The organism is Paracoccus pantotrophus, from assembly GCF_008824185.1.
GTDB classification, from domain to species: domain Bacteria; phylum Pseudomonadota; class Alphaproteobacteria; order Rhodobacterales; family Rhodobacteraceae; genus Paracoccus; species Paracoccus pantotrophus.
Map to the genome: position 1 here is coordinate 191211 of NZ_CP044425.1, position 24922 is coordinate 216132.

Consider the following 24922-nt stretch of genomic DNA (forward strand, 5'->3'; position numbering starts at 1 on the left):
GCTTTACCCCGTGCTTGCGGGTTCGGGGGCGGGTCCGGCCACGACGAAGCCCTGGCCGGGCGGCGGCGTGTCGGTGCCCATGACGGTGACGGTCAGCCGGCCGCGCTCGGGCCGTGCCTCGTCGCCGGAGAATTGCGCGATCTCGGTCGGGCCCAGTTCGATCACCGCCGAGACGGCGGGCGCGCCGGCGCGGCGCAGCGGGCGGAAGGTCGCGGCCTTGACCGCGCCCACGCCGGGCACGCGGGCGGCGGCGGCCAGCAGTTCGGACAGCAGGATGGAATCGCCGAAGCCCCGGCGCGCGGGGTGGAAGAAGCCCGGTCGCGCCGCGCTGCCCGGCGCCAGCGCCTCGCGCAGGGCGCGGCGGATCGCGGCGGCGCCGGCGCCCGCCCGCGGGCAGACGACAAGATGCAGGTCCAGCGCGACATAATCCGGGGCGCCCAGCACATGCTCGCGCCCCGCCATGCGCAGGGCGTCGAGATGGGCCTGCACCGCGGCCGCCGTCGCGGCGTCCAGCCGGTCGCCCTGGTCGGGGGCGCAAAGGACCATGATGGTGTTGAACACCCCGCCCAGCGGTTTCGCGGCGGCGCGGGCAACGCCGGGGATATCCTCGGCCGCGCGGGCGTAATCCTCGGCGGTGACGCAGCGGGCGCGGGCGGGGTTGCGGATCGATTCCGGGATCAGGTCGCGGGCGACGGCGGTCGAGACCCGTGCCCGACCGCCCGTCGCCGGCAGCAGGTTCGTTGCGGCGACCGGCGCCAGCGCCGCGAAATCCGCCGCCGCACCGGCATCGCCGCCGCCCGGCGGGCGCGTCCCGGTCAGGGCGAAGGCGCCCAGGTTTCCAGCCTCGGCATCGCCCTGCCGCCAGTCCAGCCTTATGCGCTGATGCGCGGGCTGGTTCGCCAGCGCCCGCGGCCCCGACCCCGGCGGCAGGGGCAGCGCCCGGCCGCGATTGCCGTCGCCGAACATCAGCCAGACCGCGCCGTCCTCTTCCGTCTCGGTGGTGAAATGGCGGTCGAAGCCGGCCGAGTTCATCAGCGTCGGCTGCCAGTCCCATGCCTCGGCCCCGACATGCAGCCGGACCGAGGGGCGGCCGTCCCCGTCCGTCAGCACCTGCGGCTGCGGCGTCCTGAGCGCGCGGATCGTGACCGCTCCGGTCAGCAGGTCGGTTGCGGTGACGATGTCCTGCCGGCCGGCGCCCAGGCCCATTGCCGCGCCTTCCTCGTTCGCGGCGCTGGCGGGGTCGCCGTGAATCGCCTCGACCAGGTTCGCGGTGATCAGCAGTGGCGCGCCCTCGGGGTCCGACCAGGGCCGGAAGGGCAGGGGCAGCGGCTCGGCCAGTTCCAGCCGCGTCAGTTCGCGCGGCAGCGTGTGGGCGGGGTCCGAGGGATCGGCGGCCCAGCCCGGCTGGCTGATCTCGGAGAGGGCGGCGATCCGGGTGACATGGGCGGCACGGCCCTGGACCAGCGCGATGCGCTGGCCCGGCAGCAGACGCGCGCCCCCGCCCCACAGCAGCAATTCGCGTGCGCCGGCGGGCAGGATCGCATCGGGCGCGCCGGGCCATGCCGCCAGCCGCAGCAGGCCCCGGTCGGCATCGCGCTGCAGCCCGGCGTTCCAGGCGGCGTCCAGCATGGCGGGGGCCTGGCTGGTGAAGGTGGCGGTGATCCGGCCCATGCCCTCTTCGCGCACGAAGCGGGTGCCCGCAGGCAGGAAACCCGCCCGGCCGGGCGGCAGGTCCACGGCGACCACGGCAAGGGCCGAGCCGCCCTCGTCCAGCGCCAGGCCGAGCGCGGCGGCATGGCGGCTGAGCGAAAGCCGCTCGCGCGCGGTGTCGACGAAGGCCTCTTGCGCGACGCGGTCCTGGTGCAGCGACAGCATCTCGGCATGATGGGCCAGCAGTTCGACCAGCATCGCCTCGGTCGAGGCGGGGTTGGTGCCGGCCCAGTTCGGATCGGTGGCGGCGGCCCAGCTCTGCATCACCGCAAGGAAGCCGGTGAAGTCCTTGGTCGCAAGGTCGATGGCGGGCTGCACCCCCGGCGGCGGGGGCGGCGCGGCGGGTTCGCGGCAATCGCCCGCCGGGCAGGCGACGAAGAAATCGAAGCCCGCCTCGGCGAAGAACGGATCGAGCGGGTCGTCCCCGCCCGAGAGCAGCCGCACGCGGGTCTGGCCGCGCGGTCCCTGCTGGGCGAAGCGGATGGTGATCTCGACGTCGCCATCGGCGACCGGCATCACCTCGGCCTCCAGCGGCTGGCCGCCCGGCGCGGTGACGGCGATGTCCTGGGGCGCGAGGCCCGCAGCGGGCTTGGCGAGCCGCACCGACAGGGCCACGGCAAAGCCCGGCGGCGGCGGTTCGGAAAAGCTCAGCGCCGCGATCCCCTGCCAGCCGGGCCCGATCTCGGCCTCGCCCCATTGCAGTCCGAAGGCGCCCGCCTCGCTCATAGCACCACCTCCAGGCGGTGGGGCCTGCGGTCGGCGCGCAGGGCGTAGTCGATCGAGACCAGCACCGTCCCCTCGTCGCCGCCATCCTCGACGGTCAGATCCTCCAGCGTGACCTCGCCGGCGAAAACCGCGTCGAGGCTTTCGCGGATGCGGTATTCGATGGCCGAAAGCGCCAGCGGAGAGATGTTCTGGAACACCTGCGCATCCAGCCCGGCGCCGAAGCGCGGGCGCATGACGCGCTCGGCCGGGCGGGTGAACAGCACCGCCATGATGCGGTCGCGGACATGGACATGCGCATCCTGGGTCTCGGCCAGCCCCTCGCGGCGCAGCCGGGTGCCGGCGCGCACCAGCGGCGGGCCAAGGGCGAAGGGATCGGCGATATGTCGGGCGGCCATCCTGTCTCTCCTTTCAGGTGACGGGCGCGGGGGGCATGGGCGGCGGAAAGGTCACGATCGCGGACAGGGCCTGGGCATGCAGCGCCGCCGCGATCTGGTCGGCGCGCGAGGATTGCGCGGCGCCGGTGTCGGACAGGGCCGCCGTGATCGCCGCCCCCGCGGCCGGGGTCGTGACGGGCGGCGCGGCCACGCCGGGGCCGAAGGACTGGCCGGCGACATAGGCCATGAAGGCCAGCGCGATCCCCTGGCCCGCCCCCGCCGCCGCGCCCGATTGCAGCACGGGGACCAGTTGCGCCTGCAACTGGCCCTTGCGCGCCGCCGCCGTCGCGCAGGGAATGCCCGCCGCCATCGCCATGCCGAACCAGTCGGCGATCGCACCCGCCAGGGCCTGCGCCGAGGCCGCGGCGTCGTCCTTGAAATCGCCGTTCTCGTCGCGCGGCAACCATTGCGACTGAAGCGATTGCGAAAGGGCGGCGGGGACAAGCGGCATGGTCTATTCCGTCTTCGAAACCTGGCTGAGATGGCTGGAGCCCATCGGCTGGGCCGGTGGCCCCGAGGGGCCGACGCCGGTCGGATGGGTGTGGCTGTTGAAAAGCTGCATGAAGGCGTCGCCGAGGATCAGCGATTCCGAGGCATTGGCCCCCAGCTTGATCGTGTCGGCGGTGATGGTGATCTCTCCCTGCCCCGAGATGCGCAGCTCGGCGCCCGAGGCTTCGGCGATGACGACGACCTCGCCGTCGTCGTCCAGGCTGATGACATGGCCAGCCCTGGTGCGCAGGATGACCAGGCCGGGGGCGGCGGGGCCGTCGGGCCCCTCGGGCGCCTCGGTGCCGGTCTCGGTTCCCAGGTCGTCCTGCCCGCCGCTGCTTTCGGGCGCGCCCCAGAAGGTGCCGGCCCAGATCGGGCGCATCGGGTCGCCGGCCTCGAATTCGATCCAGACGGTGTCGCCGACCTCGGGCAGGGCGAAGAAGCCGCGGTTGTGGCCGCCGCCCCAGGGCAGGCAGGGCAGTGCCCAGCCCGTTTCCTGGTCCTCGCCCAGGACTTCGGGGACGCGGGCGCGGATGCGGGCGATCTTCCTGGGGTCGTCGCGGTCGGTGACGATGCCGGCGTATTTGCCGTAGAAGGCGGGCCGCCCGGCCTCGCCCACCAGCGCGGCCAGCGCGCGCAGCAAGTCGGAGGACAACCCTTCTGCCGCCAGCATCCGTCCGAAATCCGTCCTTGGTCCGTTGCCGCTCATGCCGGGGGCTCCTCTTCCGCCGATTGCCCGAAGCTCTCGCCGCCGCGCCGGCCCAGGGCGTTGGACAGCGCCGAGAAACGCTGCACCAGCGCGCCCTCGACCATCTCGGTCGTGACCTCGCGGATATACCAGGTGCCGCTGAGCCGGTCGCCGACGCCCTTGATCAGCGCGGTGCGATGCGCCCGCAGCAGGCCGCGATAGCGCGCGGGGTCAAGCTGGCCCCGCGCCTCGATCGCCAGGTGATCCCGCACCCCGCGCCCGCGGGCATGGGCGCCCATCGCCGCATCGCGGGGCAGCGCGCCGCGCAGGAAGCGGACCGAGCCGGTGGCGCCGGCGCGGGCCAGCCCCTGGGCGGCCTCGGCGGCGAACAGCGCCTGCCCCAACAGCTCGTCCTGGGCATCGCCGTCGGCCCTGACCATGCGCTTGGCCACCGCGTCGATGCCATGGGCCAGGCGCCTTTCCGGGCGCTCGAGGCTGGCGGCGAAGTCGATCCAGTCCAGGTTGGCATTCTCGCGCAGGATGGTCAGGTCGGCCTGCGGCTGGCCGGCCAGGTCGCGCGGATGGAAATGGCAGGTCGGCTGGCCCGAGACGGGATCGGGCTCCAGATAGGTGACGAAGCCGTTGCGCGCCGCCAGGTGGCGCAGGAACGACCAGTCGTCGGCGCGCTGGATCAGCAGCATGTCGTCGGCGGCCAGCTTGGCATCGGTGTCCTGTGCCTCGAACTGCAAGCCGTAGCGGCCGGCGATCTCGCGCGCGGCATCGGAATCGCCGGCATCGCGATAGCTTGCCACCCGCTCCTCCGCGGCCATCAGCATGGCGGCGTCGGCGGCCAGCACCTCCAGCCAGGAATTGGCCTCGGGTTCCTCGAAATGCGGGCGCAGATGCGAGAGATAGCCGGAAAACATCACCTGGTCGGTCCCGCCCGGCGCGGCCAGGGTCAGGCGGATCTCGGCGCCCGGCTCCAAGGGGCCGTCGTCCAGCACGTCATAGGTGCCGTCCGCCCCCTGCCGCAGCCCGATCCGCAGCGCCAGGCGCGCGGGCGCATTGTCCGCCTCGGTCAGTTCCAGCGCGCCGATCCGGCCAAGCAGCGCCCCCGGAAGCCGGGTTCCGTCGATCTCGATGGAAAAGCGCGGCGTGGCCATGGCGTCCTCACTTGTCCGGGGGGATCTGCACCGGCATGCCCGGTACCACCGCGTCGAAAGGATCGAGCGCAGCCGAGGCATCGGCGATGCGCCACAGCTTCAGCGGATCGCGGTAATAGCGGGTGGCCAGCGTATCCAGCCGGTCGGTGTCGGTGGCCATGGCGGCAAAGATCGCGGCGCGGGCGGGGCGCGGGGTCGGGCCGATCAGCTCGACCCGCGAGCCGTCTGCCCGCATCCAGGCCACCCGGCCGGATTTCGCGTAACGGCTGTTCTTGTCGACGGCCATCGCTGGTTTCCCCTATTGCGGCAGGTTGATGCTGGTGCCCTGGTCGGCGGTCGTGTCCAGATAGAGCCGCGCCATCTTGCGGCGGTTCGCGGCGGTGAAGTTCAGCGAGGACTGGACGCGGGTGTTGTCGCGGGCCTCGACCTCGCCCAGCACCTCCAGCCCGACCTCGATCTCGGCGCGGACGGGATAGAGCTTGCCGTTGAAGAAGGTCTCGGCGATCGCCATGCCGGTGATCTTGACCGGCACGACGCGCCTTTCGCCCCAGATGAACAGCACGATCGGGCGGCGGCCGCGGGCGCGCACCGGCTCGCTGCCGTCCGAGGGCGCCTCGGTCTCGCTTTCGACGGGATAGAGCAGTTCCTCCAGCGCCGAGATTTCCGGCAGCACGCCGAATTCCACCGGCAGCGAGGAATGCGCCTCGACCCGGTCGGCCAGGTCGAAGCGCAGCACCACCGAAAAGCTTTCCTTGAGCGTGCCGGACGAGGCGTCGGCCCCCTGTTCGCCGCTGCTGCCGCCCGCACCCTGGGCGCCGGGTTCGGCCCCGCCCTCGGCCCCCTGCGCCTGTTCCAGCTGCAACTGGCGGGTCAGCGATTCAGGGTTGAAGCGGAAGGGGATGAAGCTGGACATGACGGCGGTGTCGTCGGGATCGTAGACGGCGAAGGCGCCCTGGGTGAAATTGATCACGTCGCTCATCTTGCGGCCTCCCATGCGGCGCGGATCGCGATTTCCAGCCTGCGCGCCAGCGCGGCCTCGGCACCGGGGGCCAGCAGGTCGCGGACCCCGCCCAGGTCCAGCCGCAGGTCGCCCAGGGCCCCGGTGCCCGCCGTCAGCCCGGCGAGGCTGCGCGCGGCCTCGGCCAGGGCACGCTCGATCACGGCGCGCAGGCGGGCGGCATCCTCGGGCGAGGCGCTTTCGACGCTGATTTCGCCGATGTCGATGACCAGGTCAGCCGCGGTGTTCATTGCGCCTCCTCCAGCCAGCGGGCCAGGGGGCCAAGATCGTCGGCCCCCCTCGGCAGCCCGGACTTCTCCAGCTCGCGGATGACGGCGCGGGCAAGGTGGCGCGGGGCCAGCGGGGCGTTCTCGGCGGCGGCCAGATGGGCCGCGGCGACGGCGGCGTTGCGGATATTGCCGCCGGCAAAGCGGAACCGTTCGGCCAGCATGGCGATGTCCAGCCCGTCCTCGCACCAGCCGGGCCGCGGCAGGTTGCGGCGCCACAGCTGTTCGCGCTCGGCCTTTTGCGGCATGGGAAAGTCGATGACGAACTGCATCCGCCGGGTGAAGGCGGGGTCCAGGTTGGCGCGCAGGTTCGTCGCCAGCACGACGATGCCGGCAAAGGTCTCCAGCCTTTGCAGCAGGAAGCCGACCTCGATATTGGCATAGCGGTCATGGGCGTCCTTGACCTCTGAGCGCTTGCCGAAGACGGCGTCCGCCTCGTCGAAGAACAGGATGCCGTGGCCCGCCTCGGCATCGTCGAAGATGCGCGAGAGGTTCTTTTCCGTCTCGCCGATGTATTTCGAGACGACCTGCGACAAGTCGGTGCGATAGAGGTTCAGGCCAAGCGCATTGGCAAGGCAGCGCGCGGCAAAGGTCTTGCCGCCGCCCGGCGGGCCGGAAAACAGCAGCGCCAGCCCTTGGGATTCCCCCGCATCCACGGGCACGCCCATGTCGGTCCAGACCCGCCGTTGCGCCTCGCGCCAGGCGATGGCATCGGCCAGGCGGCTGCGGATTTCCCTGCCGGCGACAAGGTCGTCCAGCGTCACCTCGGACCGGACATTGGTGACGAAGGGGCCCATGCGCCGCGCGCCCGCCGCGCGGATCGCGGCGGCGAAACGTGCGGCATCGGGCCGGTCGCCCGGCGCATCGTCGGCCAGGCTGCCTAGGATTTCCGCCTCGTGCCGCGCGGCAAGAAGCTCGGCCAGCGTCAACTGGAAGCGCGGCGCGAGCGCATCGGCGATGGCCGCGTCGATGCCGGCGGCATCCCATGCCGCGCGCGCCTCGGCCGGGGTAAAGGGCGGCGCATCGACCGCGCGCAGCCGCCCGGCGTCGAACCGGTCGGGGGCCAGCAGCACCAGCGCGCCCGAGCCCTGCCGCGCGGGAATGCGCGGCGGCGTCTCCAGCGCGAACAGGTCGACGACCAGCGGCGGGGCGTCGTCGTCGGGCAGGGGCAACGGCTCGCCGGGGCGAAGCGCGACCAGGTCGAAGCCACGCGCCGGCATGAGCGCGGCAAGGTCCGCGGCCAGTTGCAGCGTCATGCGTCGCGACGGGCTGCGCAGCCACAGGGTTCCGTCGGCGGCCAGGATGCGGGCCGCGGCGCGGGCGGGGCGCAGCATGACCGGGCGGTGGCTGGCCGGGATGAAATCGCCCTGCATGCGGGGCTGGCCGCGGAAGCTGCGGGCCAGCCCTTCGGGCGTCAGGCGCAGGCCCCATTGTGCCGAGGGCAGGCATGCGCCCGGCGGCTGGGCCAGTTCCAGGCGGGGGTTGTCCTGGGGCGCGACCAGCGCGGCGGCCAGCGCCGCGTCATGGCCAAGGCCCAGCCCGGCCACCGCGATCCGGGCAAAGACCGCGGGGGTCGGCAGGTGCAGGCCGGCATTGTCGGCCAGGATGGAAAAGGCGGCGGCGGCGTCGGGGAAGCGTTCCGCCGCGAGGGCGGCGGCCTCGATCCAGCCCGCCACCGACAGCGGCAGTTCGGCGGCGCGCCGGGCCAGCGGCCGCCAGTCCTCGGCATGCTCGGGCCAGCCCGCGCGCGGGTCGTATCCCGTTTCGGCGTCGCCGAGGTGATGGGCGACGGCCAGCAGCGCCGCCTCGCGCATCCAGTCGGCGGGCCTGCCGCCTGCCGCGCCGATCCCCATCGCGGTCATGGCGCCACCTCGATGGGCACGGCGGGGGTGAAGCGGTTCGGGCCCATGCGCAGCGCCGCCAGCATGGGAATGGCGCGCAGCCCCGCCGCGTCTAGCGCGGCGCGGGCCACCACCACCTGCGCGGGCGTCGCTGACGTGGGCGCAAGCTCGATCACCTCGAGCGGCGACAGGATGCCGCGCGCGGGCCACAAAAACACCTGCGCGGCCCCGGCAAGGTCGCTGCCGGTCAGCACCAGGTCCGCGCCGGGCGCCAGCGGCGCCGCGGGGGCATCCAGCGCGGGCCGGCCGGCGGTGACGGACAGGGGGTGCCGTTCCGAGCCGCCCTCGGGCGAGACCAGTACGATGTCCAGCGCGCCCGGATCGGCCCCCGGCGGGCAGGTGACGAAGATGCGGCCCAGGGTGTCGGGCCGGGCGATCTGGCCGGGGCCGAGCGGCGGGTCGGCCAGGGCGAAGCTGTGCGGGCCCAGGCGCAGCTCGGTCGCATTCGCCGCCTCGGCCGTCTCGATGCGCAGGCGGCGGCCCGCGCCAAGCGGGTCGGGCAGGGCGCCGATGATCGCGGGCCGGGTGATCGGCCGCGGCCCGGCCAGCCGCACGCCGCCCGGCGCGACGATATCGGGGGCGGGCAGCGGCAGGGTCAGCCGTTCCAGCTGCACCGGCCCCAGCTCGACCAGCGCCCAGGGCCGGTGGCGCATCTGCAGGGGCGTGAATATCTTTTCCATCAGGTCCGCGGCGACCGGGACCAGCGTCGCCGTCATCCGTCCCTCGCCCTGCACCGGGTCGATATCGGCCGAGGCGGGGATCGGCAATTCGATGACGGGATCGGTCTCGATGGCCTGCAGCGCCTGGCCCAGCCGGTTGATCGCCTGCACCGGCTCGCCGGCGGGCGAGGTGCCATAGGCGGTGATGACGAAGAAGGCCGAAAGCGACAGCGGCGGCGGGCGGCGCTGGCCGTCGTCGCCGATGAACCATTCGTCGTTGCGATGCGTGGGCTGCGGCGTCACCCACAGCAGCGATACCCGGATCGCCTCGCCCTGTGCGGCGGCGTTCTCGATCGGCGGGCCTGCGGCAATATCGGCCAGCAGCGGGGCGATCCCGGCCTTCAGATGGGCGGCCAGGGCGCGGCCGGCATCGTGCAGGTTGACGAAGCGTGCCATCTCAGCCTCCGCCCGGGCGAGGGATGGAATGGCCGCGCGGCGCGCGCCGGGCCGGCTTGGCAAGCAGCGTCTTGCGCGCCGCCGCAGGCCGTTCGCCGGGGTTGCGCGTGACGACGGTCAGCGCGCCGATGCGGATGCGGACCTGCGGCCCCGCCTTGGGCGGCGCGGCGGGAAGCGGCGTTTCGGGCTGGCGGGCGGGACGCAGCGCGGGGCCGGCAGGCATCGCGCGCGGTTTTTCGGCCGCCGGCGCCGCGGGTTTCGGCCGGGGCTGTGCGGGGGGGTCCGCGGGCTTGGCCGCGGCGGCCCTGGCGGCGCGCGGCGCGGCGCCGGATACGGGCTGCGGCGCGGCAGGCTTCGGGGCGGGTTTCCGCGCCAGGGGCAGGGGCGAGGGCCGTGCCGGTTCGGGCGCACCAGGCGCGCGCAACCGCAGCCGTTCGGCCGTCGCGGCAAGGCGCTCGGGGTCGGCGGGCAGGCTCGGCGCTTTCGCCGGGGCGGGGGCCGGGATGGAGGCGGGGGCCGAGGCGGGGTGTCGCGGCGGCTGCGGGCTTGGCGGGGCAGAGTGGCGAAAGCCCTTCAGCGCCACCCGCGAGGTGAGGGCGGTCGGTGGGTTGCCGCGGCGGAGCCGGGGCGCGGGCGGCGCCGGCTCGGGTGGCCGGGCCTTGGGCAGCACGGCCTCGGACCTGGCTGCGGGTCGGTGCGGACGCGGTTGCGGCGCCGGCTCGGCCCGGGCGGTGGCCAGGGGCGGCCTTGCCGATGCCGCGCCCCCTTTCGGTTCCGGCTTGCGGCCGGGCGGCGATGCCGTGTTTCCCTTTGCCGCCCTGGGCCGCGCTGCGGCAGGCTTGGGTTGCGGTGTCGGCCGGGGCGCGGGTGGCGGTGGCGCGGGCGCGCGCGTCGCCAAGGGGGCCGGCACCGGGGGCAGGGGCGCGGCCTGTTCGACTGGGGGGATCGCCGCGGGCTCGGGTGCCAGTTGCGGCCCGGTGGCGGGGCGCAGCCGGGGCTGGGGATCGCTTGTTCCGGCGACGGGACCGACCAGCGATGTCAGCCTGGGCGCACGCATCACGGTTCCTCCGTCAGCGCCCGCGCGGCAAGGATGCGGCGCAGATAGTCCTGCCGGCGCGAGACTGGCAGGGCGAGGATCTCGGCCTCGGACCAGTGATAGCTCATCGCGATCAGGTGGATCTCGTCCAGCAGCGTTGCCGCGCGGCTGCGTAACTCGGAGTCGAGGAATTCGGCGACATCCAGCGGCAGGACCAGCGCCGCGCCGCAATCCGTGCAGGCGGTGCCGATCTCCAGCCCCAGCCCGGCCACCGCGCTTTCCAGCGCGGCAACGACGGTTTCGCGGTCGGGATCGGCCAGGCGCGCCTCGGCCTGGGCGGGCTCCAAACCCGCCGCCGCGGAAAGCAGCGCGACCAGCGCCGCCTCTCCGTGAAGCCCCCGCCTTTCCAGTGAGATGAGGTTGCCAAGCCGCAGGGGCCGCAGCGGCACGCCGTCCAGCGGCAGGGGTGCCGCGGGCTCGCGCGGCAGGTCGTCGGTAGAAAAGGCCAGCGCGTTGCCGGCGCCGCAGCCGGTGCAATCGGTTTCGGATTCGATGCGCGGCCCGATCAGGGCGCGGCGCAGGGCCAGCAGCGCCTTTTCCCATTCGGGCAGGGTCAGGGCCGACAGCGCCTCGATCCCGCGGCCCTCGACCGCGGCGGCCAGCGCGGCCAGCCGCCCGTGGGGCCCGCCCGTGGGGGCGTGGAAGGCGATCTCATCCTGTCCCGTCAAAGCGCGCACGGCTTGCTCCTTTCCCGGCGGTCGGTTCGGGTGGCCCGGCTGCCCGAGGGCGGTCAGGTTTCGGCGGGCTCGGTCACGGCCTCGTCGAGGACGAAATTCTCGTATTCGACCTTCAGCGTCTGGATCGCGACCGCGTTGGCATTGGCGTCCATTTCCGGCAAGGCCTGGAATTCGCTGGCCCAGGCCCGCATCAGGTTGAAGGCCATGACCGGGACGCCCTGCATGTTCAGCACCTCGACCCGGACGGATTTGCGATAGTTCACCAGGCTGTTGGCCGCTTCGCCCTGGGGGTTGTTGACCTGGTTGGCCCATTCCAGGAACTGCCGGTCATGGGTCAGGCCGGATTCGAAGGTCACCGGCTCGAACTTGGTGCGTCCGGGCATCTTGCGCACGATCCCGGCATCGGCGGCCACGCGCCATTCGATCGCCTCGGTCGTCTTCTTGACCGCCGACATCTTGGACAGCGCGGCGACGACCCGCCCGTCCCATGTCACCCGGAAGCGGAAGTTCTTGTAGGGGTCGATGCGATGGGCGTTCACGTTGAACATCGGCATGGGCTGCCTCCTTTCCGATCAGCCCGCGCCTAGCGGCGGGTCATCTGGCTGAGTGTTACGATGACGAATTCGGCCGGACGCAGCGGCGCGAAGCCGACCTGGACATTGACGATCCCCGCCGCCTGGTCGTCCGGCGTGGTGGTATCGCTGTCGCATTTGACGAAATAGGCCTCGCGGCTCGTCGCCCCGGCAAAGGCGCCGTTGCGGAACTGCGCTTCCATGAAGGCGCCGATGCTGGCGCGCAGCGCAGCCCAGAGGCGTTCGTCATTGCCCTCGAACACGGCCCATTGGATGCCGTTGAAGATCGACTTGCGCAGGAACATCGCGGTGCGCCGGACGTTGATATAGCGCCATTCCGTCGTCGGTCGCCCGGTGCGCGCGCCCCAGACCACGCGGCCCGCGCCCGGCACCGTGCGCAGTGCATTGAGCCCGTGCGGGTTCATGCGGTCCTGGTCGCGGTCCAGCACCTGGAAATCCAGGCCCACCGTGCCCGCCAGCGCCGCCTCCAGCCCCGCCGCCACCTTCCAGACGCCGCGCCGGCCGTCGGTGCGCCCGTAGAGTCCCGCGATATGGCCCGCCGCGGGGATCGCGCGGACCGGATCGCGGCCAAGCCCCGCGGGATCGGGCACCACGATGCGCGGCCAGTAGAGCGCCCGGAAATCCGAGCCGGTGATACCGTTGCGCGCCTGGTCCACCGCATTGCCGACGGGATCCTCGGCCGCGGTCGAGCGCGGCGCATCCGCGACCAGGAACAGGTCGCGCTGCGGGCGCGCCTCGACATAGGCCAGCACGGCATTGACAAAGCCGGCATGCTGCGCGTTGGTCGTTGCGCTCAGCAGCCCGTCCGAGGCGCAGACGATCAGCGCCGCATCGTCGATCCCGTCCAGCGCGCTCAGCGCCGCGCCGTAGCCGGCCGCGGGGAAGGTGGCATTGCCGCCGGTGCCCCCGGCCAGCGCCGTGCCTGGCGTGGTGCCGGTCAGCGTCCCCTGGTTGCGCGGGCGGAAAGCGACGGGCGGCTCGACATCGGCCCAGGCCAGGTAGGCCGAGCGGGCAAGCTGGTCCAGCATGTATTTCTCGTCCGCCGGGTCGGGGGACAGGCCCTCGAACCGCTCGACCTCGGCAAAGTTCGCCTCTCCGACGGGGCGGTAGAAGACGACGAGGTTGAAGCGGGCGGTGTCGGCATCGGTGCTGTCGGCGATGGCCACGCGCAGCGCGTTGCCCCAGGCCCCGGCGCCCCGCGCCCGCAGGGTCGAGCCGGCGGTCGTGCCGCCCGCGCCCAGCAGGATGCCCGCGGGGCCGGCGGGCATGTTGACGGGCCGGATCGCCGGGCCCGACCAGCGGATGTCGGGATCCGCCGCCAGCCGCGTGATGACATTGTCGGGATCGCCGTCGACGGTCGTGAGGTTGGTCAGCGTCGGATTGGTGGCGCGGTTCGCGAAGCTCGTGCCATTGTTGGTCGAGACGCGGACCGTCAGATTGAAATGCGCCGCATCCCCGTCGGTCGCATTGGCGATGACGACCTGGATCTGCTCGTTGGCAGCGGGGGCGCGGGCCTGGATGATCCGCGCCGCCGCCCCGCCCGCGTCGCTGACGGTGATCGCGCGTTCGGCATCGACGGGCAGGCTGGCCACGGTGGCGGGCGTGTTGCCGACGCCGGCGGCAAGGCGCAGGACATAGGCGCGCGGGCCGCCATTCTCGAAAAATCCCTTGATCGCATAGGGCAGCAACAGCCGCGCCGTCCCGCTGTCGCCTTCGTTGCGGAAATAGCCGCCGAAGATGCGCTGGAACTGGATTTCCGACGAAACCGGCGTCGGGCCGGTCGGGCCGCGCTCGGTTTCGCCGACAAGGATGGTGACGGCGGTCGGCGCGGCCTCGATCGCGCGCGCGCCGCCGGGCGCCTCGCGAACATAGACCCCCGGCGTGAGAGGCGTAGTCATGATGCATGATCCTCGCTGCTTGTCGGCAGCGGTCCGGGGACAGAATATTCAGAAGCGGAGACTGCCTCTCCGCCTGTCCGCGCCGTTCCCGACCCAGAGACATTCGATTGTCCGGCCTTGCTTTCCGACCCAGGAGCCGGGCGCCTGAAAAGCGGTTCTTCCGGCCGGCGCTTGCCGGAAGCGTGATCGGCCCGGGCCTCCGATAACCGGAGCGGCCGAAGCACTTCATATCCTGTCGTTTTCGGGGTGAGGCCCCAGAATGGCGGAGGGTGTCATTCACCGCCCATTATCACGATTACGATAGCTCAAGGCCCGATTCTGTCAAGCCCCGGCGTGGGTCGGCATGGGTCCGGCAGGGCGGGCATGGCAAGACAGGCGGCAAGGGCGATGATCGCCGGCGGGACAGGCCTCGGCATGGCGTTGCCTTTGCCGCGAGGGCCGCTGCGGGTGCATCGCGGGTGCATCGAGGCCGGTCCGCGTCAGGCCCCGCGGGTGCATTCGGGTTTCCGCCGCCGGGGCGGAAATCCCGAAATCCTCCTCGGGCTTCCGTCACCGCTGCGGGTTCGGCGCGAAGGCCGCCGGCCCCGTATCCGGGCGGTCCGGGCGCGTTCGGCCCTTGCCTTGGCCGGTACCTCTGCGGCCGGCCTGCCTTCAGGCGACGGCCTGCGCGCCGGTGATCTCGACCAGCGATCCGCACATGAAGGCGGCCTCGTCCGAGGCCAGGAAGGCAACCAGCGCCGCCACTTCCTCGGGCTTGCCGATGCGGCCGAAGGGCACCAGCCTGTCCAGGTCGGCGATGGTGCGGCCCGCGCGCTTGACCCCCGCCTCCAGCATCGGCGTGTGGATCTCGCCCGGACAGACGGCGTTCACGCGGATCTTCTGGGGCGCATAGTCGCGGGCCAGGTTCTGGGTAAAGCTCGCCACCGCCGCCTTGGTCACGTTGTAGGCGATATGGTTCGGTGCCGGGTAAAGCCCCCATTGCGAGGCGGTGTTGACGATGGCGCCGCCGCCCGCCGCGATCATGTGCGGCAATGCAGCCTGGCACAGGTGGAACATCGCATCGACATTGATGGCAAAGGACAGCCGCCAGTCCTCGGGCGTCAGCGCCAGCAGGTTGCCGCGCCGGTTGATGCCGGCATTGTTGCATAGCACGTCGATGGCGCCCTCGGTGGCGATGACGTTCTCGACGATCGCCCGACAGCCTTCGGGCTGCGCGATGTCGCTGGCCAGCGCGCGGGCCTTGCCGCCTTGCGCCAGGATTGCGGCCACGGTCGCCTCGGCGCCTTCGGCGTTCACGTCGGTGACGACGACCTGCGCGCCCTCAGCGGCGAAGCGGGCGCTGATCGCCCCGCCGATGCCGCCTGCGGCGCCGGTGACGATGACGGTTTTATCATTGAAACGCATGGCGTTACCTCAGGTAGCTGCCGCCGTTCACATCCAGCACCGCGCCATTCAGCGAGGCTTGCGAGGGACGGAAGGCAAAGGCGGTGATTTCGCCGATTTCCTCGGGCGCGGCCATGCGGGCGATGGGGATGCCGGCCAGCGCCGCCGCCTCGCCATGCTGGGCGATATAGGCCTCGGCCATCTCGGTGCGCACCCAGCCGGGCGCCAGAGCGACCGCGGTCACGCCTTCGTGGCCGTGGCTTTGCGCGATGGATTTGGTCAGGTTGATCAGCGCGGCCTTGGAGGCGCCATAGGCCATGGCATTCGAGGCATAGCCGCGCTGTCCGGCGCGGCTGGCCATGTTGACGATGCGCCCGCCGCCATTTTGCCGGAAATGCAGGATCGCCAGCTTCGACAGGTCCACGGCCGACAGGAAATTCACCCGCATCTCCTGCGCCCAGACCCGCTGCCATTCGCCCATCGGCGCGTCCACCGCGACTTCGGAGCGGATGCCGGCATTGTTGACCAGCCCGGTCAGCCGGCCGGCCGCTGCCACGGCCCGATCCCACAGCGCCTGCGGCGCGGCCGGGTCGGACAGGTCGGCCGAAAGGCACCAGCCCCGACCGTCCAGCGCGGCCAGCAGCGCCTCGGCCGCATCGCGATTGCGGCCGTAATGGATGACGACGCGCGCCCCCTCGGCGACCAGCGCATGGCAGATCGCCCGGCCGATGGCGCCGGTGGCGCCGGTGACCAGGATGGATTGTCCGGACAGCGTCACAGCTCGGCCACCTGCGGGCCCCAGGTGTCCGACATGGCAAAGCCCTGTGCAAAGGGATCCTGCGGATCCAGCCGCAATTGCTGGCGGCCGAAGACATAGCCCTGTCCGGTGATGCGGGGCAGGACGGCGGGCCGGTTGCCGACGGTGGTCTCGCCCAGGATCTCGGCGGTGAAGGTGCCGCCGATGATGCTGTGCGACAGCCGCTTGTCGCCGGTCTTCGCCAGCCCGCGCGCATGCAGCACCGCCAGGTTGGCCGACGATCCGGTGCCGCAGGGCGAGCGGTCGACCCGGCCCGGCTTCAGCGTGGTGCAGGTCACGACCGAGCCGTCCGGCTGATAGTCGCGGAACATCACATAGGCGATCTCGTTCAGGCTGGCGATCTCGGGGTGCTGGACCGCGACCTGCTCGGCCAAGAGCGCCTTGATCTCGGTCCCGGCCTCGGCCAGGGCGCGGGCGGCCTCGGGGACGATGCGCAGGCCGACCTGGTCCACGTCGATCTGGGCGTAGAAGACGCCGCCAAAGGCGATGTCGGCCTGGATCGTGCCCCATTCCGGGGTCGAGACCGGAACGTCAAGCTGCTGGACGAAGGCCGGCACGTTGTCGAGGCTGACCGACAGGCAGCGGCCGTTCTTGCATTGCGCGCGCGCCACGATCAGCCCGGCGGCCGTGTCCAGCCGCACCACGGTTTCCGGCTCGACCATCTTGACCCGGCCGGTTTCCAGCAGTGCTGTCACCACGCAGATGCAGTTCGAACCCGACATGGGGTGGGCGCGATCCGGTTGCAGCACGATGAAGGCGGCATCGGCATCGGGCCGGGTCGGTTCCAGCAGCAGGTTGGTGGTATGGACCACTTGCGCCCGCGGCTCGCGCGTCAGGAACAGCCGCAGCGAGGGGTCGACCTCGTTGAGATGGTTCATCTTGTCAAGGATGGTGGCGCCCGGAATCTCGGGCGCGCCGCCGACCAGCACATTACCGCTTTCGCCCTGGCAATGCACCAGCAGGATGTCGAGGGATTTCTCGAAATTCATTTCAGATACCATCCCCAGGGCTCTTCGCTGACGAAGCTGGTGATCTGCTTGGTTTCCAGGTAGTTATCCAGACCCCAGCGGCCCAGTTCGCGGCCGATGCCGGATTGCTTGTAGCCGCCCCAAGGCGCCTCGGTGAAGGTGGGCTGGCTGCAGTTGATCCAGACGATGCCGGCGCGGAAGGCGCGGGCCACCCGCTCGCAGCGCGCCTCGTCGGCGGACATCACCGCTGCGGCCAGGCCGAAGCGCGAATCGTTGGCCAGCCGGATCGCCTCGTCCTCGGTGTCGAAGGGACGGATGCAGACCACGGGGCCGAAGATCTCCTCGACCCAGGCGTCGCTGTCCAGCGCCGTGTCGGTCAGCACGGTCGGCGCCACCCAGAAACCCTTGTCGAAGCCGTTGTGTCGGCCGCCGCAGGCGACGGTCGCGCCCTGTTCGACGGCGCGGTCGATATGGCGCAGCACGTCTTCATACTGGCTTTTGTTGACCAGCGGGCCAAGCAGGGTGCCCTCGTCCAGCCCGTTGCCGATGCGGATCTTTCCGGCTTCCTCGACCAGCCGCTCCAGCAGGCGCGGGTAAAGCGGCGCCTCGACCAGCACGCGCGAGGTGGCCGAGCAGACCTGTCCCTGGTTCCAGAAGATGCCGAACATGATCCATTCGACCGCCTTCTCGATATCGCTGTCGGCGAAGACCACGAAGGGCGACTTGCCGCCCAGTTCCAGGCTGATGCGCTTCACGTCCTTGGCGCCCGTGGCCATGATCCGCGACCCGACCGGACCCGAGCCGGTGAAGGCCACCTTGTCGACCTGCGGATGCTCGACCAGCGCCTGGCCCACGACCGAGCCCTTGCCCGACAGGATGTTCAGCACGCCCTTGGGCAGGCCGGCCGCCTCGGCGATGGCGCCCAGTTCCAGCGCGGTCAGCGAGGTGGTCTCGGCCGGCTTCAGGATCATGGTGCAGCCTGCCGCCAGCGCCGGGGCGACCTTCCACGAGGCCATCAGCAGCGGATAGTTCCAGGGCACGATGGCGACCGCGACGCCCAGCGGCTCGCGCACTGCCTTCGAGGCGAAGCGGTCATCGGCCAGCTTCACCTCCTCGACCTCGCCGTCCAGTTCTTCGGCCAGGTCGGCGTAGAAGTCGAAGCAGCCGGCCGCGTCGCTCAGATCCCATTCGGATTCGGGCAGCGGCTTGCCGTTGTCGCGGGTCTCGATATGCGCCAGTTCCGGCAGCCGGTCGCGGATGCCCTGGGCGATGGCGCGCAGGTATTTGGCGCGCTCGGCGCCGGTCAGGCGCGGCCAGGGACCGTTGTCGAAGGCCTCGCGGGCGGCGGCGACGGCGATTTCGGCATCGGGGGCGGTGGCGGCGGGGATGTGGTGGAACACCTCTTCGGTCGCCGGGTCGATCACCGGCAGCGTGCCGCCCTCGACCGGGGCCACCCATTCGCCATTGATATAGAGCTTGGTCTGCATCTTGTTCCTCACATATGCCGGGTCAGACCGCCATCGACCCGAAGGCTTTGGCCGGTGATGTAGCTTGAATCGTCGGTCAGCAGGAAAGCGGCGGCCTTGGCCTGTTCCTCGACCTTGCCGATGCGTTTCAGCGCCGTCAGGTCGCCGAATTTCTCAACGTCCAGGCTGTCGGTGAAGCCGGGAAGCAGGCAGTTCATGCGGATGTTTTGCGGCCCGTAGCGGTCGGCGTAAAGCTTGGTGAAGGACGACACCCCCGCGCGATAGACGCAGGAGGCCGGGAACCACAGCGAGGGCTCGAAGGCCGCATAGGTGGTGATGTTGACGATCGAGCCGCCGCCCTGCGCCTGCATGATCGGCGTCACCAGCCGCGCCATGCGGACGACCGATTTCACGATCATGTCGTTCGCCAGATCCCAGTTTTCATCCGTGATCTCAAGCAGATCGCCTTTCGGCGGATGGCCGGTATGGTTCAGCACCGCGTCGATGCGGCCATAGCTGGACATCGCCAGATCGACGATGCCCTCCAGGTCCTCGGCGCTTTGCGCGACCCCGCGCCGGGCCACGCCGCCCAGTTCCGCCGCCAGCGCCTCGCAGCTTTCCGAGGGCGACATCAGCGCCAGGCGGTAGCCGCGTCCATGCATCTCGCGCGCGACGGCGGCACCCATGCCGCGGCCGCCGCCGGTGATCAGACAAACCTTTTGGGTCATGGGATCTCCTTTCTCAGAAACGGTCGATACGATAGGGGCGCATGTCGATGGGCGGGGGCGCCCCGGTGATCAGGTCGCCCATCAGCCTGGCATTGGTCGCGGCATAGGTCACGCCCAGATGGCCGTGGCCGGTGGCGTAGAACACGCCCGGCACCCTGGCCGAGGCCGACATGACCGGCACGGTGTCGGGGAAGGCCGGCCGGTGGCCCATCCATTCGGTGAAATCCTCGCAACGCAGGTTCGGCAGCGCCTCGCGCGCGCGCTTCACGGTGATCTTGCTGCGCCGATAGTCGGGCGGCGCGTCCAGCCCCGCCATCTCGACCGTGCCGCCGACGCGGATGCCGCCCGCGGTGGGCGTGACCATGAAGGCGCGGGCGGGCCAGATGATCGAATGCCGCATCGAGATGCCGGGCGCCATGATCTGGGTGTGATAGCCGCGCTCGGTTTCCAGCGGCATCGGCTCGCCCAGCAGTTTCGAGAGCCGCGCGCTATGGGCGCCGGCGCAGATCACCACCTCATCGGCAGGAATGGTGCGGCCGTCCGTCAGCCGCACGGCGGTGATGCGGTCGCTGCGGTCGAAGCCCGCGACCTCGCCGCGCTCGATGCGGCCGCCAAGCGCGGCGAAGCGGTCGGCAAGGGCGACGACCAGCCGATAGGGGTCGCGCAGGCTGCGGTTCTGCGGGAACAGCACGGCGATGCCGATGCTGTCCGACAGTTCCGGCTCGAGTTCGCGCGCCTCGGCGCCGGTCAGCCGCCGGTGCGGAAAGCCGAAGCGTTCGAGGATCTCGATATGCTCGCGGTCGGCGCGGAACTCGGCCTCGTCGCTGTAAAGCGACAGGCAGCCTTCCTCGGTCAGCTCGCCCTCAAGGCCCGTTTCGCGCAGCAGCGGCAGCAGGTCGTCATAGACGCGCGAGCACAGCGCCGCGCCCTGCGCCTCCAGCTGGCGCAGCTTCGAGGGGCGCGAGGCGGCGATGAAGCGCATGAACCAAGGGATCAGCTTCGGCATGTAAGCGGGGCTGACGCGCACCGGGCCTTCGGGGTCCAGCATCCAGCCGGGGATCTGTTTCCAGACCGAGGGGCGCGAGGCGGGCATGAATTCCGTCACCGCGATCGAGGCCATGTTGCCATAGGAGGCGCCGCGCCCGACCTCGCCCTTGTCCAGCAGGATGACCTGCCGGCCGCGCTTTTGCAGCTCATAGGCAAGGCTTGTCCCGATGATGCCCGCGCCGACGATGACCGTGGCCATGCTTGTCCTCCTCCCGTTGATCGTGGGCCGGGCGGTGTTCGCCGCCCGGCCGGGTTGGCTTACCAGTTCAGGATCGGCTCCATGGCGGCGCGGAAATCGGCCTTTTCCTCATCCGTCAGCGGCCCGAGGGGGGCGCGGCATTCGCCGACCGGCATGCCCTGGATCTCGCAGCCGTATTTCAGCTTCTGCACGAACTTGCCCGATTCCAGGATGTTCATCGCGGTATAAAGCGTCGCCATCTGCGCGCGCGCCTTGTCGAGGTCGCCCGAGCGATAGGTGCGGTCCAGGTCGCAGACCGCCTTGGCCATGCAGTTCGCCGGCCCGCAGATCCAGGCGTCCGCACCCCAGAACATGAAGTCCAGCGCGATGTCGTCCGAGCCCGAGACCAGCTGGATGCGGCCCTTGTAGCGGGTGGCGATGCCGATGGCGCGCTGCAGCGAGCCCGAGCTTTCCTTGATGCCGATGATGCGCGGATCGTCGGCCAGCGCGTCCAGCACCTCCCAGCCCAGCTCGATGCCGTCCTTGTCCGGGTAGCTGTAAAGCACGATGGGCATGTCGGTGGCTTCCAGCACCGTCTGGAAATGCTTGATCAGCTCGGCCTGCGTCGGCTTGGTGTAGAAGGGCGTCGCCAGCAGCACGGCATCATAGCCCATTTCCTTGGCGCGCAGGGTGTTGGCGATGACGCCGGCGGTCGAGGGGGCGTTGGTGCCGGCGATTAGGATCTCGCCCGGCTTGGCGAAGTCCTTGACGAATTTCAGCACGCTGTCGCGTTCCTCGTCGGACATGAAGTTGTATTCGCCCGAAGAGCCGCAGGGCACCCAGCCCGAGACGCCGGCTTCGCGCAGGTTGGTCAGCAGCTTCTCGAAAGCGGCGAAGTCGATCTTGCCGGCGGCATCGAAGGGCGTGACAAGGGCGGGCATGACACCTTGCAGTTTCATGGTGTTTCCTTTCGTTTCAGATAATTATGCAGAGAATTTGCGAAGCAGCTTCTGCTCGACGACGGTGACGGCCCGCGTCAGGGGGAAGGCGATGACGAAGTAGATCGCGGCAACCACGGTCAGCACCTCGACCGGGCGGGCCGTGTTGTTCGAGATGTTCTGGCCGATGAACATCAGGTCGGCCATGCCCACGGCCGAGACCAGCGCGCTTTCCTTGAACAGCGAGACGGCGTTGGACAAGAGCGTCGGCACGGCCCGCAGCACCGCCTGGGGCAGGATCACGTTCACGATCTGCGCCGCACGCGGCAGGCCAAGCGCCACGCAGGCATCCATCTGCTCGCGGCCCACCGAACGCAGCGAGGCGCGGAAGGTCTCGGAGGTGATCGCCCAACCGGGCAGGACCGCAAACATAACTTGCAACAGGAAGGAACAACCATGAAAAGACGCGGATTCATGATGGCCTGTGCCTTGGCAATCCTGCCTCTGCCGGCTTTGGCCCAAGATGGCGGCAAGGTCGTCATCTATACCCCGAACAACGCGCAGGCGGTCGAGGCCGTGACGGAGGTCTTTTCCGAAAAGGCGCCCGAACTGTCGCTCAGCACGATCACCGGCGGCAGCGGCCAGTTGCTGCGCCGGGTCGAGGCCGAGGCAAGCGCACCGCAGGGCGACTTGTTCTGGAACTCAAGCGAGAACACGCTGGCGGGGTTCCGGGAATATTTCGAACCCTATGCCTCGCCCGAGGCCGAGGCAATCCAGGACGATCTCAAGCGGCCGGAAAGCCCCTGGACCGCCACCAACCTGCATGTCGTCGTGGGGATGGTGAACACGGACCAGCTTGGAGAACTGCCCGCGCCGACGAAATGGCAGGATTTCCTGGATCCGGCCTGGAAGGGCAAGGTCGCGATTGCCGATCCGAACAACAGTTCGACGGCCTTCACGATCCTTTGGGGCTTCGAAAAGCTCATGGGAACCGAGGCGCTGAAACAACTGGCCGCGAATGTCGTGGTAAACAGCTCGGCTTCCGCGGTGTTGCGGGGCGTGGGGCAGGGCGAATTCGCTGCCGGCTTCACCTATGAATCGAATGCCTACGCCTTTGTCGCCGGCGGCCAGGCCGAGATTGCGCTGCTTTATCCGGAGGAGGGAACCTTCACATCCCCCGAGTTCCAGGCCCTGATCAAGGGCGGCCCGGCGCCGGAGGCCGCCCGTCGTGCGTTCGACGTGATGCTGTCGAGGGACATGCAGGTCGCCCTGCTGGAAAACACCTTCCGCCGCCCGAGCCGCGCGGATATCGACGTGTCCGAACATGTCGACCTGCCGGCGCTGGACAGCCTGAAGCTTTTCCCGACCGACGAGGCCGAGGCAGCCGCCAATCGCGACGATTTCCTGGCCCGCTGGCAGGAATATGTGAAAGCCGGGCAATAACCCCCAATGCCGCCTTCCCCGCCGGGGGAGGCGGCCCTTACTGATGGAGCCAAGCCATGCGCTGGAAGCGGACCCTGAACGTTGTCGATAGCCATTGCGAGGGCGAGATCGGCCGGGTGATCACCGGAGGGGTCGGGCAGGTTCCCGGCCAGACCATGTTCGACAAGAAGCTCTGGCTTGAAAGCAACCTGGACGAGATCCGCAAGCTGGTGCTGTTCGAGCCGCGCGGTGCGGTCTGGCACAATGCCAACATCATCCTGCCCTCCAACCACCCGGAAGCGGCGATGGGATATGTCATCCTCGAGACGACGGAATATCCGGCCATGTCCGGCTCGAACACGATCTGCGTGGCGACCGTCCTGCTGGAAACTGGCATTCTGCCCATGGTCGAGCCGGTGACCGAACTGGTGCTCGAGGCGCCCGCGGGGCTGATCCGGCTCCGCTGCGAGTGCCGGGACGGCAAGGTGCTGAGCGTCCGCTTGGTCAACCAGCCCGCCTTTTGCTATCACCGGGACGCCATGGTCGAGGTCGCCGGCCTGGGCTCGGTCCGCATGGATGTCGCCTATGGCGGCATGACCTATGCCATGGTCGAGGCGGCCGACCTGGGCTTTGCCATCGAACCGCACGAGGCGCGCGACCTTTGCGACCTGGGCCAGCGCCTGAAGGCGGCAGCGGTCGAGCAATTGCCGGTCGCCTATCCCGGAAACCCCGACATGCCGGGCATCACCAATACCGAGTTCATGGGGCCGCTGCGCCGCGAAAACGGCCGGCTGGTGGCGCGCAATACGGTCGTCGTCTCGCCCGGACGCTGCGACCGCTCGCCATGCGGCACCGGCTCTTCGGCGCGCCTGGCGCTGATGCATGCCCGCGGCGAGATCAAGCCGGGCGAGACCTTCATCCACGAATCGATCACCGGCAGCCGCTTCACCTGCCAGATCGACGGGCTGACCCGGCTTGCGCAATACGATGCGGTGATCCCCGCCATCGCCGGGCAGGCCTGGATCACCGGCCTTTACCAGATGGGGCTCGACCCGACGGATCCCTATCCCCAGGGCTTTACGCTTGCCGACACCTGGTTCGACGGTTGACCGAGAGATGACATGATGACCTTTGCCCTTGACCCGAATGCCACGCATGTCCCGTTCGACCTGCTGGTCCTGCGCCTGCGGAGCCTGCTGGAGGAGGCGGGCGCCTCGGAAGAGGTGGCGGCGATCCTTGCCCGGAACTGCGCGGCGTGCGAGCGCGACGGCACCTTCAGCCATGGCGTGTTTCGCATCCCCGGCTACCTTTCGACCTTGCGCAGCGGCTGGGTGGACGGTCATGCGCAGCCGCAGATCGCTCGTGTCGGCGCATCCTATCTGCGCATCGACGCCATGAACGGCTTCGCCCAGCCGGCCCTTGAGGCCGCGTGCGAGGACATCCGGGCCATGATCGGCGAAAGCGGCGCCGCGATCGTCGCGCTGCGCAATTCGCATCATTTCAGCGCGCTCTGGCCCGATGTCGAGCCCTGGGCCGATGCCGGGCTGGTTGCGCTGACCATGGTGACCGGAGGGCCGGCCGTCATGCCGAGGGGCGTTGCCCGGCCGGTTTTCGGCACCAATCCGATTGCCTTCGCCACGCCGGTCGAGGGCGGCATGCCCATCGCGATGGATTTCGCCACCTCGTCCATGTCGCAGGGCGACCTGCGCATCGCGCGGGACGAAGGGCGGCGCGTTCCCCTTGGCACCGGGATCGGTCGGCAGGGAAGGGATACGGAAGACCCCGCGGAAATCCTGGACGAGGGCGGCATCCTGCCGTTCGGGGGCCACAAGGGCGCCCTGTTGTCCCTGATGGTCGAACTGCTCGCCTCGGCCCTGACCGGCGGGCCCTTCTCGCATGAGGTGGACATGTCCTCGGCGCCGGGGGCCGAGATTCCGCGCACCGGGCAGTTGCTGATCGTGCTGGACCCGCAGCGCGGCGGCAATGACCGGTTCGGCGGGCGCGTTGCCGGGCTGGTGCAGATGCTGCGTGACATGGGAATGGCGCGACTGCCCGGAGACCACCGCTACCAGCGCCGCGCCAAGGCGGCTGCGCAAGGCGTGCCGATCACCCCGGCGATCCGGGCATTGTTCATCTGAAGCCGGGAAACCGGCCGGATGGCGCCGATGCGGCTTTCCGGTGCAGCCTGCAATGGTGGCCGC

General features: G+C 70.4%; 25 protein-coding genes. 3 read left to right on the forward strand and 22 right to left on the reverse strand.

The features are described 5' to 3' along the window. Positions 1-3: 3 nt before the first annotated feature. The 22 genes from ESD82_RS08795 to ESD82_RS22595 all read right to left on the reverse strand — a co-directional run bounded on the left by ESD82_RS08795 (position 4) and on the right by ESD82_RS22595 (position 21944). Positions 4-2436 carry a baseplate J/gp47 family protein gene (locus ESD82_RS08795; RefSeq protein ID WP_147429337.1) on the reverse strand — a complete coding sequence of 811 codons (2433 nt, stop codon included), beginning with the start codon at positions 2434-2436 and terminating at the stop codon, positions 4-6. Beyond that, entirely contained in the window at positions 2433-2831 is a 399-nt protein-coding gene (locus ESD82_RS08800) for a GPW/gp25 family protein (RefSeq protein WP_147429336.1), read from the reverse strand. The genes ESD82_RS08795 and ESD82_RS08800 overlap by 4 nt, the downstream gene beginning before the upstream one ends. 13 nt (positions 2832-2844) lie before the next feature. Then, positions 2845-3321 (reverse strand): hypothetical protein, encoded by a 477-nt coding sequence (locus ESD82_RS08805; protein WP_147429335.1) that lies wholly within the window; start codon positions 3319-3321, stop codon positions 2845-2847. Between the two features lie 3 nt (positions 3322-3324). Continuing rightward, the gene (locus ESD82_RS08810; RefSeq protein ID WP_211331229.1) at positions 3325-4068 is read right to left on the reverse strand and encodes a phage baseplate assembly protein V; all 744 of its coding nucleotides are present in this window, start codon (positions 4066-4068) and stop codon (positions 3325-3327) included. After that, positions 4065-5210, reverse strand: a complete 1146-nt coding sequence (locus ESD82_RS08815) for a hypothetical protein (protein WP_147429334.1) — start codon at positions 5208-5210, stop codon at positions 4065-4067. Before ESD82_RS08815 ends, ESD82_RS08810 begins: the two co-directional genes overlap by 4 nt. A gap of 7 nt (positions 5211-5217) precedes the next feature. Next, positions 5218-5496 (reverse strand): hypothetical protein, encoded by a 279-nt coding sequence (locus tag ESD82_RS08820; protein WP_074990482.1) that lies wholly within the window; start codon positions 5494-5496, stop codon positions 5218-5220. 12 nt (positions 5497-5508) lie between these two features. After that, positions 5509-6189 carry a hypothetical protein gene (locus tag ESD82_RS08825; protein WP_147429333.1) on the reverse strand — a complete coding sequence of 227 codons (681 nt, stop codon included), beginning with the start codon at positions 6187-6189 and terminating at the stop codon, positions 5509-5511. Continuing rightward, on the reverse strand, positions 6186-6458 hold the full coding sequence (locus ESD82_RS08830; protein ID WP_147429332.1) for a hypothetical protein: 273 nt from the start codon (positions 6456-6458) through the stop codon (positions 6186-6188). Before ESD82_RS08830 ends, ESD82_RS08825 begins: the two co-directional genes overlap by 4 nt. Next, positions 6455-8356, reverse strand: coding sequence for an ATP-binding protein (locus tag ESD82_RS08835; RefSeq protein WP_147429331.1), 1902 nt, complete (start codon positions 8354-8356; stop codon positions 6455-6457). Before ESD82_RS08835 ends, ESD82_RS08830 begins: the two co-directional genes overlap by 4 nt. Further along, positions 8353-9510 (reverse strand): Pvc16 family protein, encoded by a 1158-nt coding sequence (locus ESD82_RS08840; protein ID WP_074990474.1) that lies wholly within the window; start codon positions 9508-9510, stop codon positions 8353-8355. Before ESD82_RS08840 ends, ESD82_RS08835 begins: the two co-directional genes overlap by 4 nt. A gap of 1 nt (position 9511) precedes the next feature. Next, on the reverse strand, positions 9512-9733 hold the full coding sequence (locus ESD82_RS08845) for a hypothetical protein (RefSeq protein WP_123130451.1): 222 nt from the start codon (positions 9731-9733) through the stop codon (positions 9512-9514). An 833-nt stretch (positions 9734-10566) separates the two neighbouring features. Next, positions 10567-11283: a hypothetical protein gene (locus ESD82_RS08850; protein ID WP_143091241.1), complete on the reverse strand. Its 717-nt coding sequence runs from the start codon at positions 11281-11283 to the stop codon at positions 10567-10569. 53 nt (positions 11284-11336) lie between these two features. Continuing rightward, a complete protein-coding gene (locus ESD82_RS08855; protein WP_074990468.1) occupies positions 11337-11837 on the reverse strand; it encodes a phage tail protein in 501 nt (166 codons plus the stop codon). Between the two features lie 29 nt (positions 11838-11866). Then, on the reverse strand, positions 11867-13774 hold the full coding sequence (locus ESD82_RS08860) for a phage tail sheath family protein (protein ID WP_147429330.1): 1908 nt from the start codon (positions 13772-13774) through the stop codon (positions 11867-11869). Between the two features lie 651 nt (positions 13775-14425). Then, on the reverse strand, positions 14426-15178 hold the full coding sequence (locus ESD82_RS08865) for an SDR family NAD(P)-dependent oxidoreductase (RefSeq protein WP_074990465.1): 753 nt from the start codon (positions 15176-15178) through the stop codon (positions 14426-14428). Between the two features lie 4 nt (positions 15179-15182). Beyond that, positions 15183-15935 (reverse strand): SDR family NAD(P)-dependent oxidoreductase, encoded by a 753-nt coding sequence (locus tag ESD82_RS08870; protein ID WP_147429329.1) that lies wholly within the window; start codon positions 15933-15935, stop codon positions 15183-15185. Beyond that, positions 15932-16963, reverse strand: a complete 1032-nt coding sequence (locus ESD82_RS08875; RefSeq protein WP_147429328.1) for a proline racemase family protein — start codon at positions 16961-16963, stop codon at positions 15932-15934. The genes ESD82_RS08870 and ESD82_RS08875 overlap by 4 nt, the downstream gene beginning before the upstream one ends. Further along, positions 16960-18429 (reverse strand): aldehyde dehydrogenase family protein, encoded by a 1470-nt coding sequence (locus ESD82_RS08880; RefSeq protein WP_147429327.1) that lies wholly within the window; start codon positions 18427-18429, stop codon positions 16960-16962. The genes ESD82_RS08875 and ESD82_RS08880 overlap by 4 nt, the downstream gene beginning before the upstream one ends. 8 nt (positions 18430-18437) lie before the next feature. Then, the gene (locus ESD82_RS08885; RefSeq protein ID WP_147429326.1) at positions 18438-19136 is read right to left on the reverse strand and encodes an SDR family oxidoreductase; all 699 of its coding nucleotides are present in this window, start codon (positions 19134-19136) and stop codon (positions 18438-18440) included. Between the two features lie 13 nt (positions 19137-19149). Beyond that, the gene (locus ESD82_RS08890; RefSeq protein WP_147429325.1) at positions 19150-20382 is read right to left on the reverse strand and encodes an NAD(P)/FAD-dependent oxidoreductase; all 1233 of its coding nucleotides are present in this window, start codon (positions 20380-20382) and stop codon (positions 19150-19152) included. 59 nt (positions 20383-20441) lie between these two features. Beyond that, positions 20442-21320: a 4-hydroxy-tetrahydrodipicolinate synthase gene (dapA, locus tag ESD82_RS08895; RefSeq protein WP_147429324.1), complete on the reverse strand. Its 879-nt coding sequence runs from the start codon at positions 21318-21320 to the stop codon at positions 20442-20444. A gap of 24 nt (positions 21321-21344) precedes the next feature. Beyond that, positions 21345-21944: an ABC transporter permease subunit gene (locus ESD82_RS22595; RefSeq protein WP_407672811.1), complete on the reverse strand. Its 600-nt coding sequence runs from the start codon at positions 21942-21944 to the stop codon at positions 21345-21347. Between ESD82_RS22595 and ESD82_RS08905 the strand changes: the two genes are divergently transcribed. The 3 genes from ESD82_RS08905 to ESD82_RS08915 are packed head-to-tail and all read left to right on the forward strand — an operon-like array spanning position 21876 to position 24859. After that, complete coding sequence (locus ESD82_RS08905; RefSeq protein ID WP_407672812.1) at positions 21876-22742, forward strand: extracellular solute-binding protein; 867 nt, start codon at positions 21876-21878, stop codon at positions 22740-22742. The two genes, ESD82_RS22595 and ESD82_RS08905, sit on opposite strands and share 69 nt — an antisense overlap. Positions 22743-22798: 56 nt before the next feature. Then, the gene (locus ESD82_RS08910; protein WP_147429323.1) at positions 22799-23830 is read left to right on the forward strand and encodes a proline racemase family protein; all 1032 of its coding nucleotides are present in this window, start codon (positions 22799-22801) and stop codon (positions 23828-23830) included. 12 nt (positions 23831-23842) lie between these two features. Then, complete coding sequence (locus ESD82_RS08915; RefSeq protein ID WP_143091240.1) at positions 23843-24859, forward strand: Ldh family oxidoreductase; 1017 nt, start codon at positions 23843-23845, stop codon at positions 24857-24859. The last annotated feature ends 63 nt before the right edge of the window (positions 24860-24922 follow it).

What these genes read in the sequence shown, in the direction of transcription:
- ESD82_RS08795 (WP_147429337.1), bottom strand. Translation starts at nt 2,436, where the DNA reads ATGAGCGAGGCGGGCGCCTTCGGACTGCAATGGGGCGAGGCCGAGATC.
- ESD82_RS08800 (WP_147429336.1), bottom strand. Translation starts at nt 2,831, where the DNA reads ATGGCCGCCCGACATATCGCCGATCCCTTCGCCCTTGGCCCGCCGCTG.
- ESD82_RS08805 (WP_147429335.1), bottom strand. Translation starts at nt 3,321, where the DNA reads ATGCCGCTTGTCCCCGCCGCCCTTTCGCAATCGCTTCAGTCGCAATGG.
- ESD82_RS08810 (WP_211331229.1), bottom strand. Translation starts at nt 4,068, where the DNA reads ATGAGCGGCAACGGACCAAGGACGGATTTCGGACGGATGCTGGCGGCA.
- ESD82_RS08815 (WP_147429334.1), bottom strand. Translation starts at nt 5,210, where the DNA reads ATGGCCACGCCGCGCTTTTCCATCGAGATCGACGGAACCCGGCTTCCG.
- ESD82_RS08820 (WP_074990482.1), bottom strand. Translation starts at nt 5,496, where the DNA reads ATGGCCGTCGACAAGAACAGCCGTTACGCGAAATCCGGCCGGGTGGCC.
- ESD82_RS08825 (WP_147429333.1), bottom strand. Translation starts at nt 6,189, where the DNA reads ATGAGCGACGTGATCAATTTCACCCAGGGCGCCTTCGCCGTCTACGAT.
- ESD82_RS08830 (WP_147429332.1), bottom strand. Translation starts at nt 6,458, where the DNA reads ATGAACACCGCGGCTGACCTGGTCATCGACATCGGCGAAATCAGCGTC.
- ESD82_RS08835 (WP_147429331.1), bottom strand. Translation starts at nt 8,356, where the DNA reads ATGACCGCGATGGGGATCGGCGCGGCAGGCGGCAGGCCCGCCGACTGG.
- ESD82_RS08840 (WP_074990474.1), bottom strand. Translation starts at nt 9,510, where the DNA reads ATGGCACGCTTCGTCAACCTGCACGATGCCGGCCGCGCCCTGGCCGCC.
- ESD82_RS08845 (WP_123130451.1), bottom strand. Translation starts at nt 9,733, where the DNA reads ATGCCTGCCGGCCCCGCGCTGCGTCCCGCCCGCCAGCCCGAAACGCCG.
- ESD82_RS08855 (WP_074990468.1), bottom strand. Translation starts at nt 11,837, where the DNA reads ATGCCGATGTTCAACGTGAACGCCCATCGCATCGACCCCTACAAGAAC.
- ESD82_RS08860 (WP_147429330.1), bottom strand. Translation starts at nt 13,774, where the DNA reads ATGACTACGCCTCTCACGCCGGGGGTCTATGTTCGCGAGGCGCCCGGC.
- ESD82_RS08865 (WP_074990465.1), bottom strand. Translation starts at nt 15,178, where the DNA reads ATGCGTTTCAATGATAAAACCGTCATCGTCACCGGCGCCGCAGGCGGC.
- ESD82_RS08875 (WP_147429328.1), bottom strand. Translation starts at nt 16,963, where the DNA reads ATGAATTTCGAGAAATCCCTCGACATCCTGCTGGTGCATTGCCAGGGC.
- ESD82_RS08880 (WP_147429327.1), bottom strand. Translation starts at nt 18,429, where the DNA reads ATGCAGACCAAGCTCTATATCAATGGCGAATGGGTGGCCCCGGTCGAG.
- ESD82_RS08885 (WP_147429326.1), bottom strand. Translation starts at nt 19,136, where the DNA reads ATGACCCAAAAGGTTTGTCTGATCACCGGCGGCGGCCGCGGCATGGGT.
- ESD82_RS08890 (WP_147429325.1), bottom strand. Translation starts at nt 20,382, where the DNA reads ATGGCCACGGTCATCGTCGGCGCGGGCATCATCGGGACAAGCCTTGCC.
- dapA (WP_147429324.1), bottom strand. Translation starts at nt 21,320, where the DNA reads ATGAAACTGCAAGGTGTCATGCCCGCCCTTGTCACGCCCTTCGATGCC.
- ESD82_RS08910 (WP_147429323.1), top strand. Translation starts at nt 22,799, where the DNA reads ATGCGCTGGAAGCGGACCCTGAACGTTGTCGATAGCCATTGCGAGGGC.
- ESD82_RS08915 (WP_143091240.1), top strand. Translation starts at nt 23,843, where the DNA reads ATGATGACCTTTGCCCTTGACCCGAATGCCACGCATGTCCCGTTCGAC.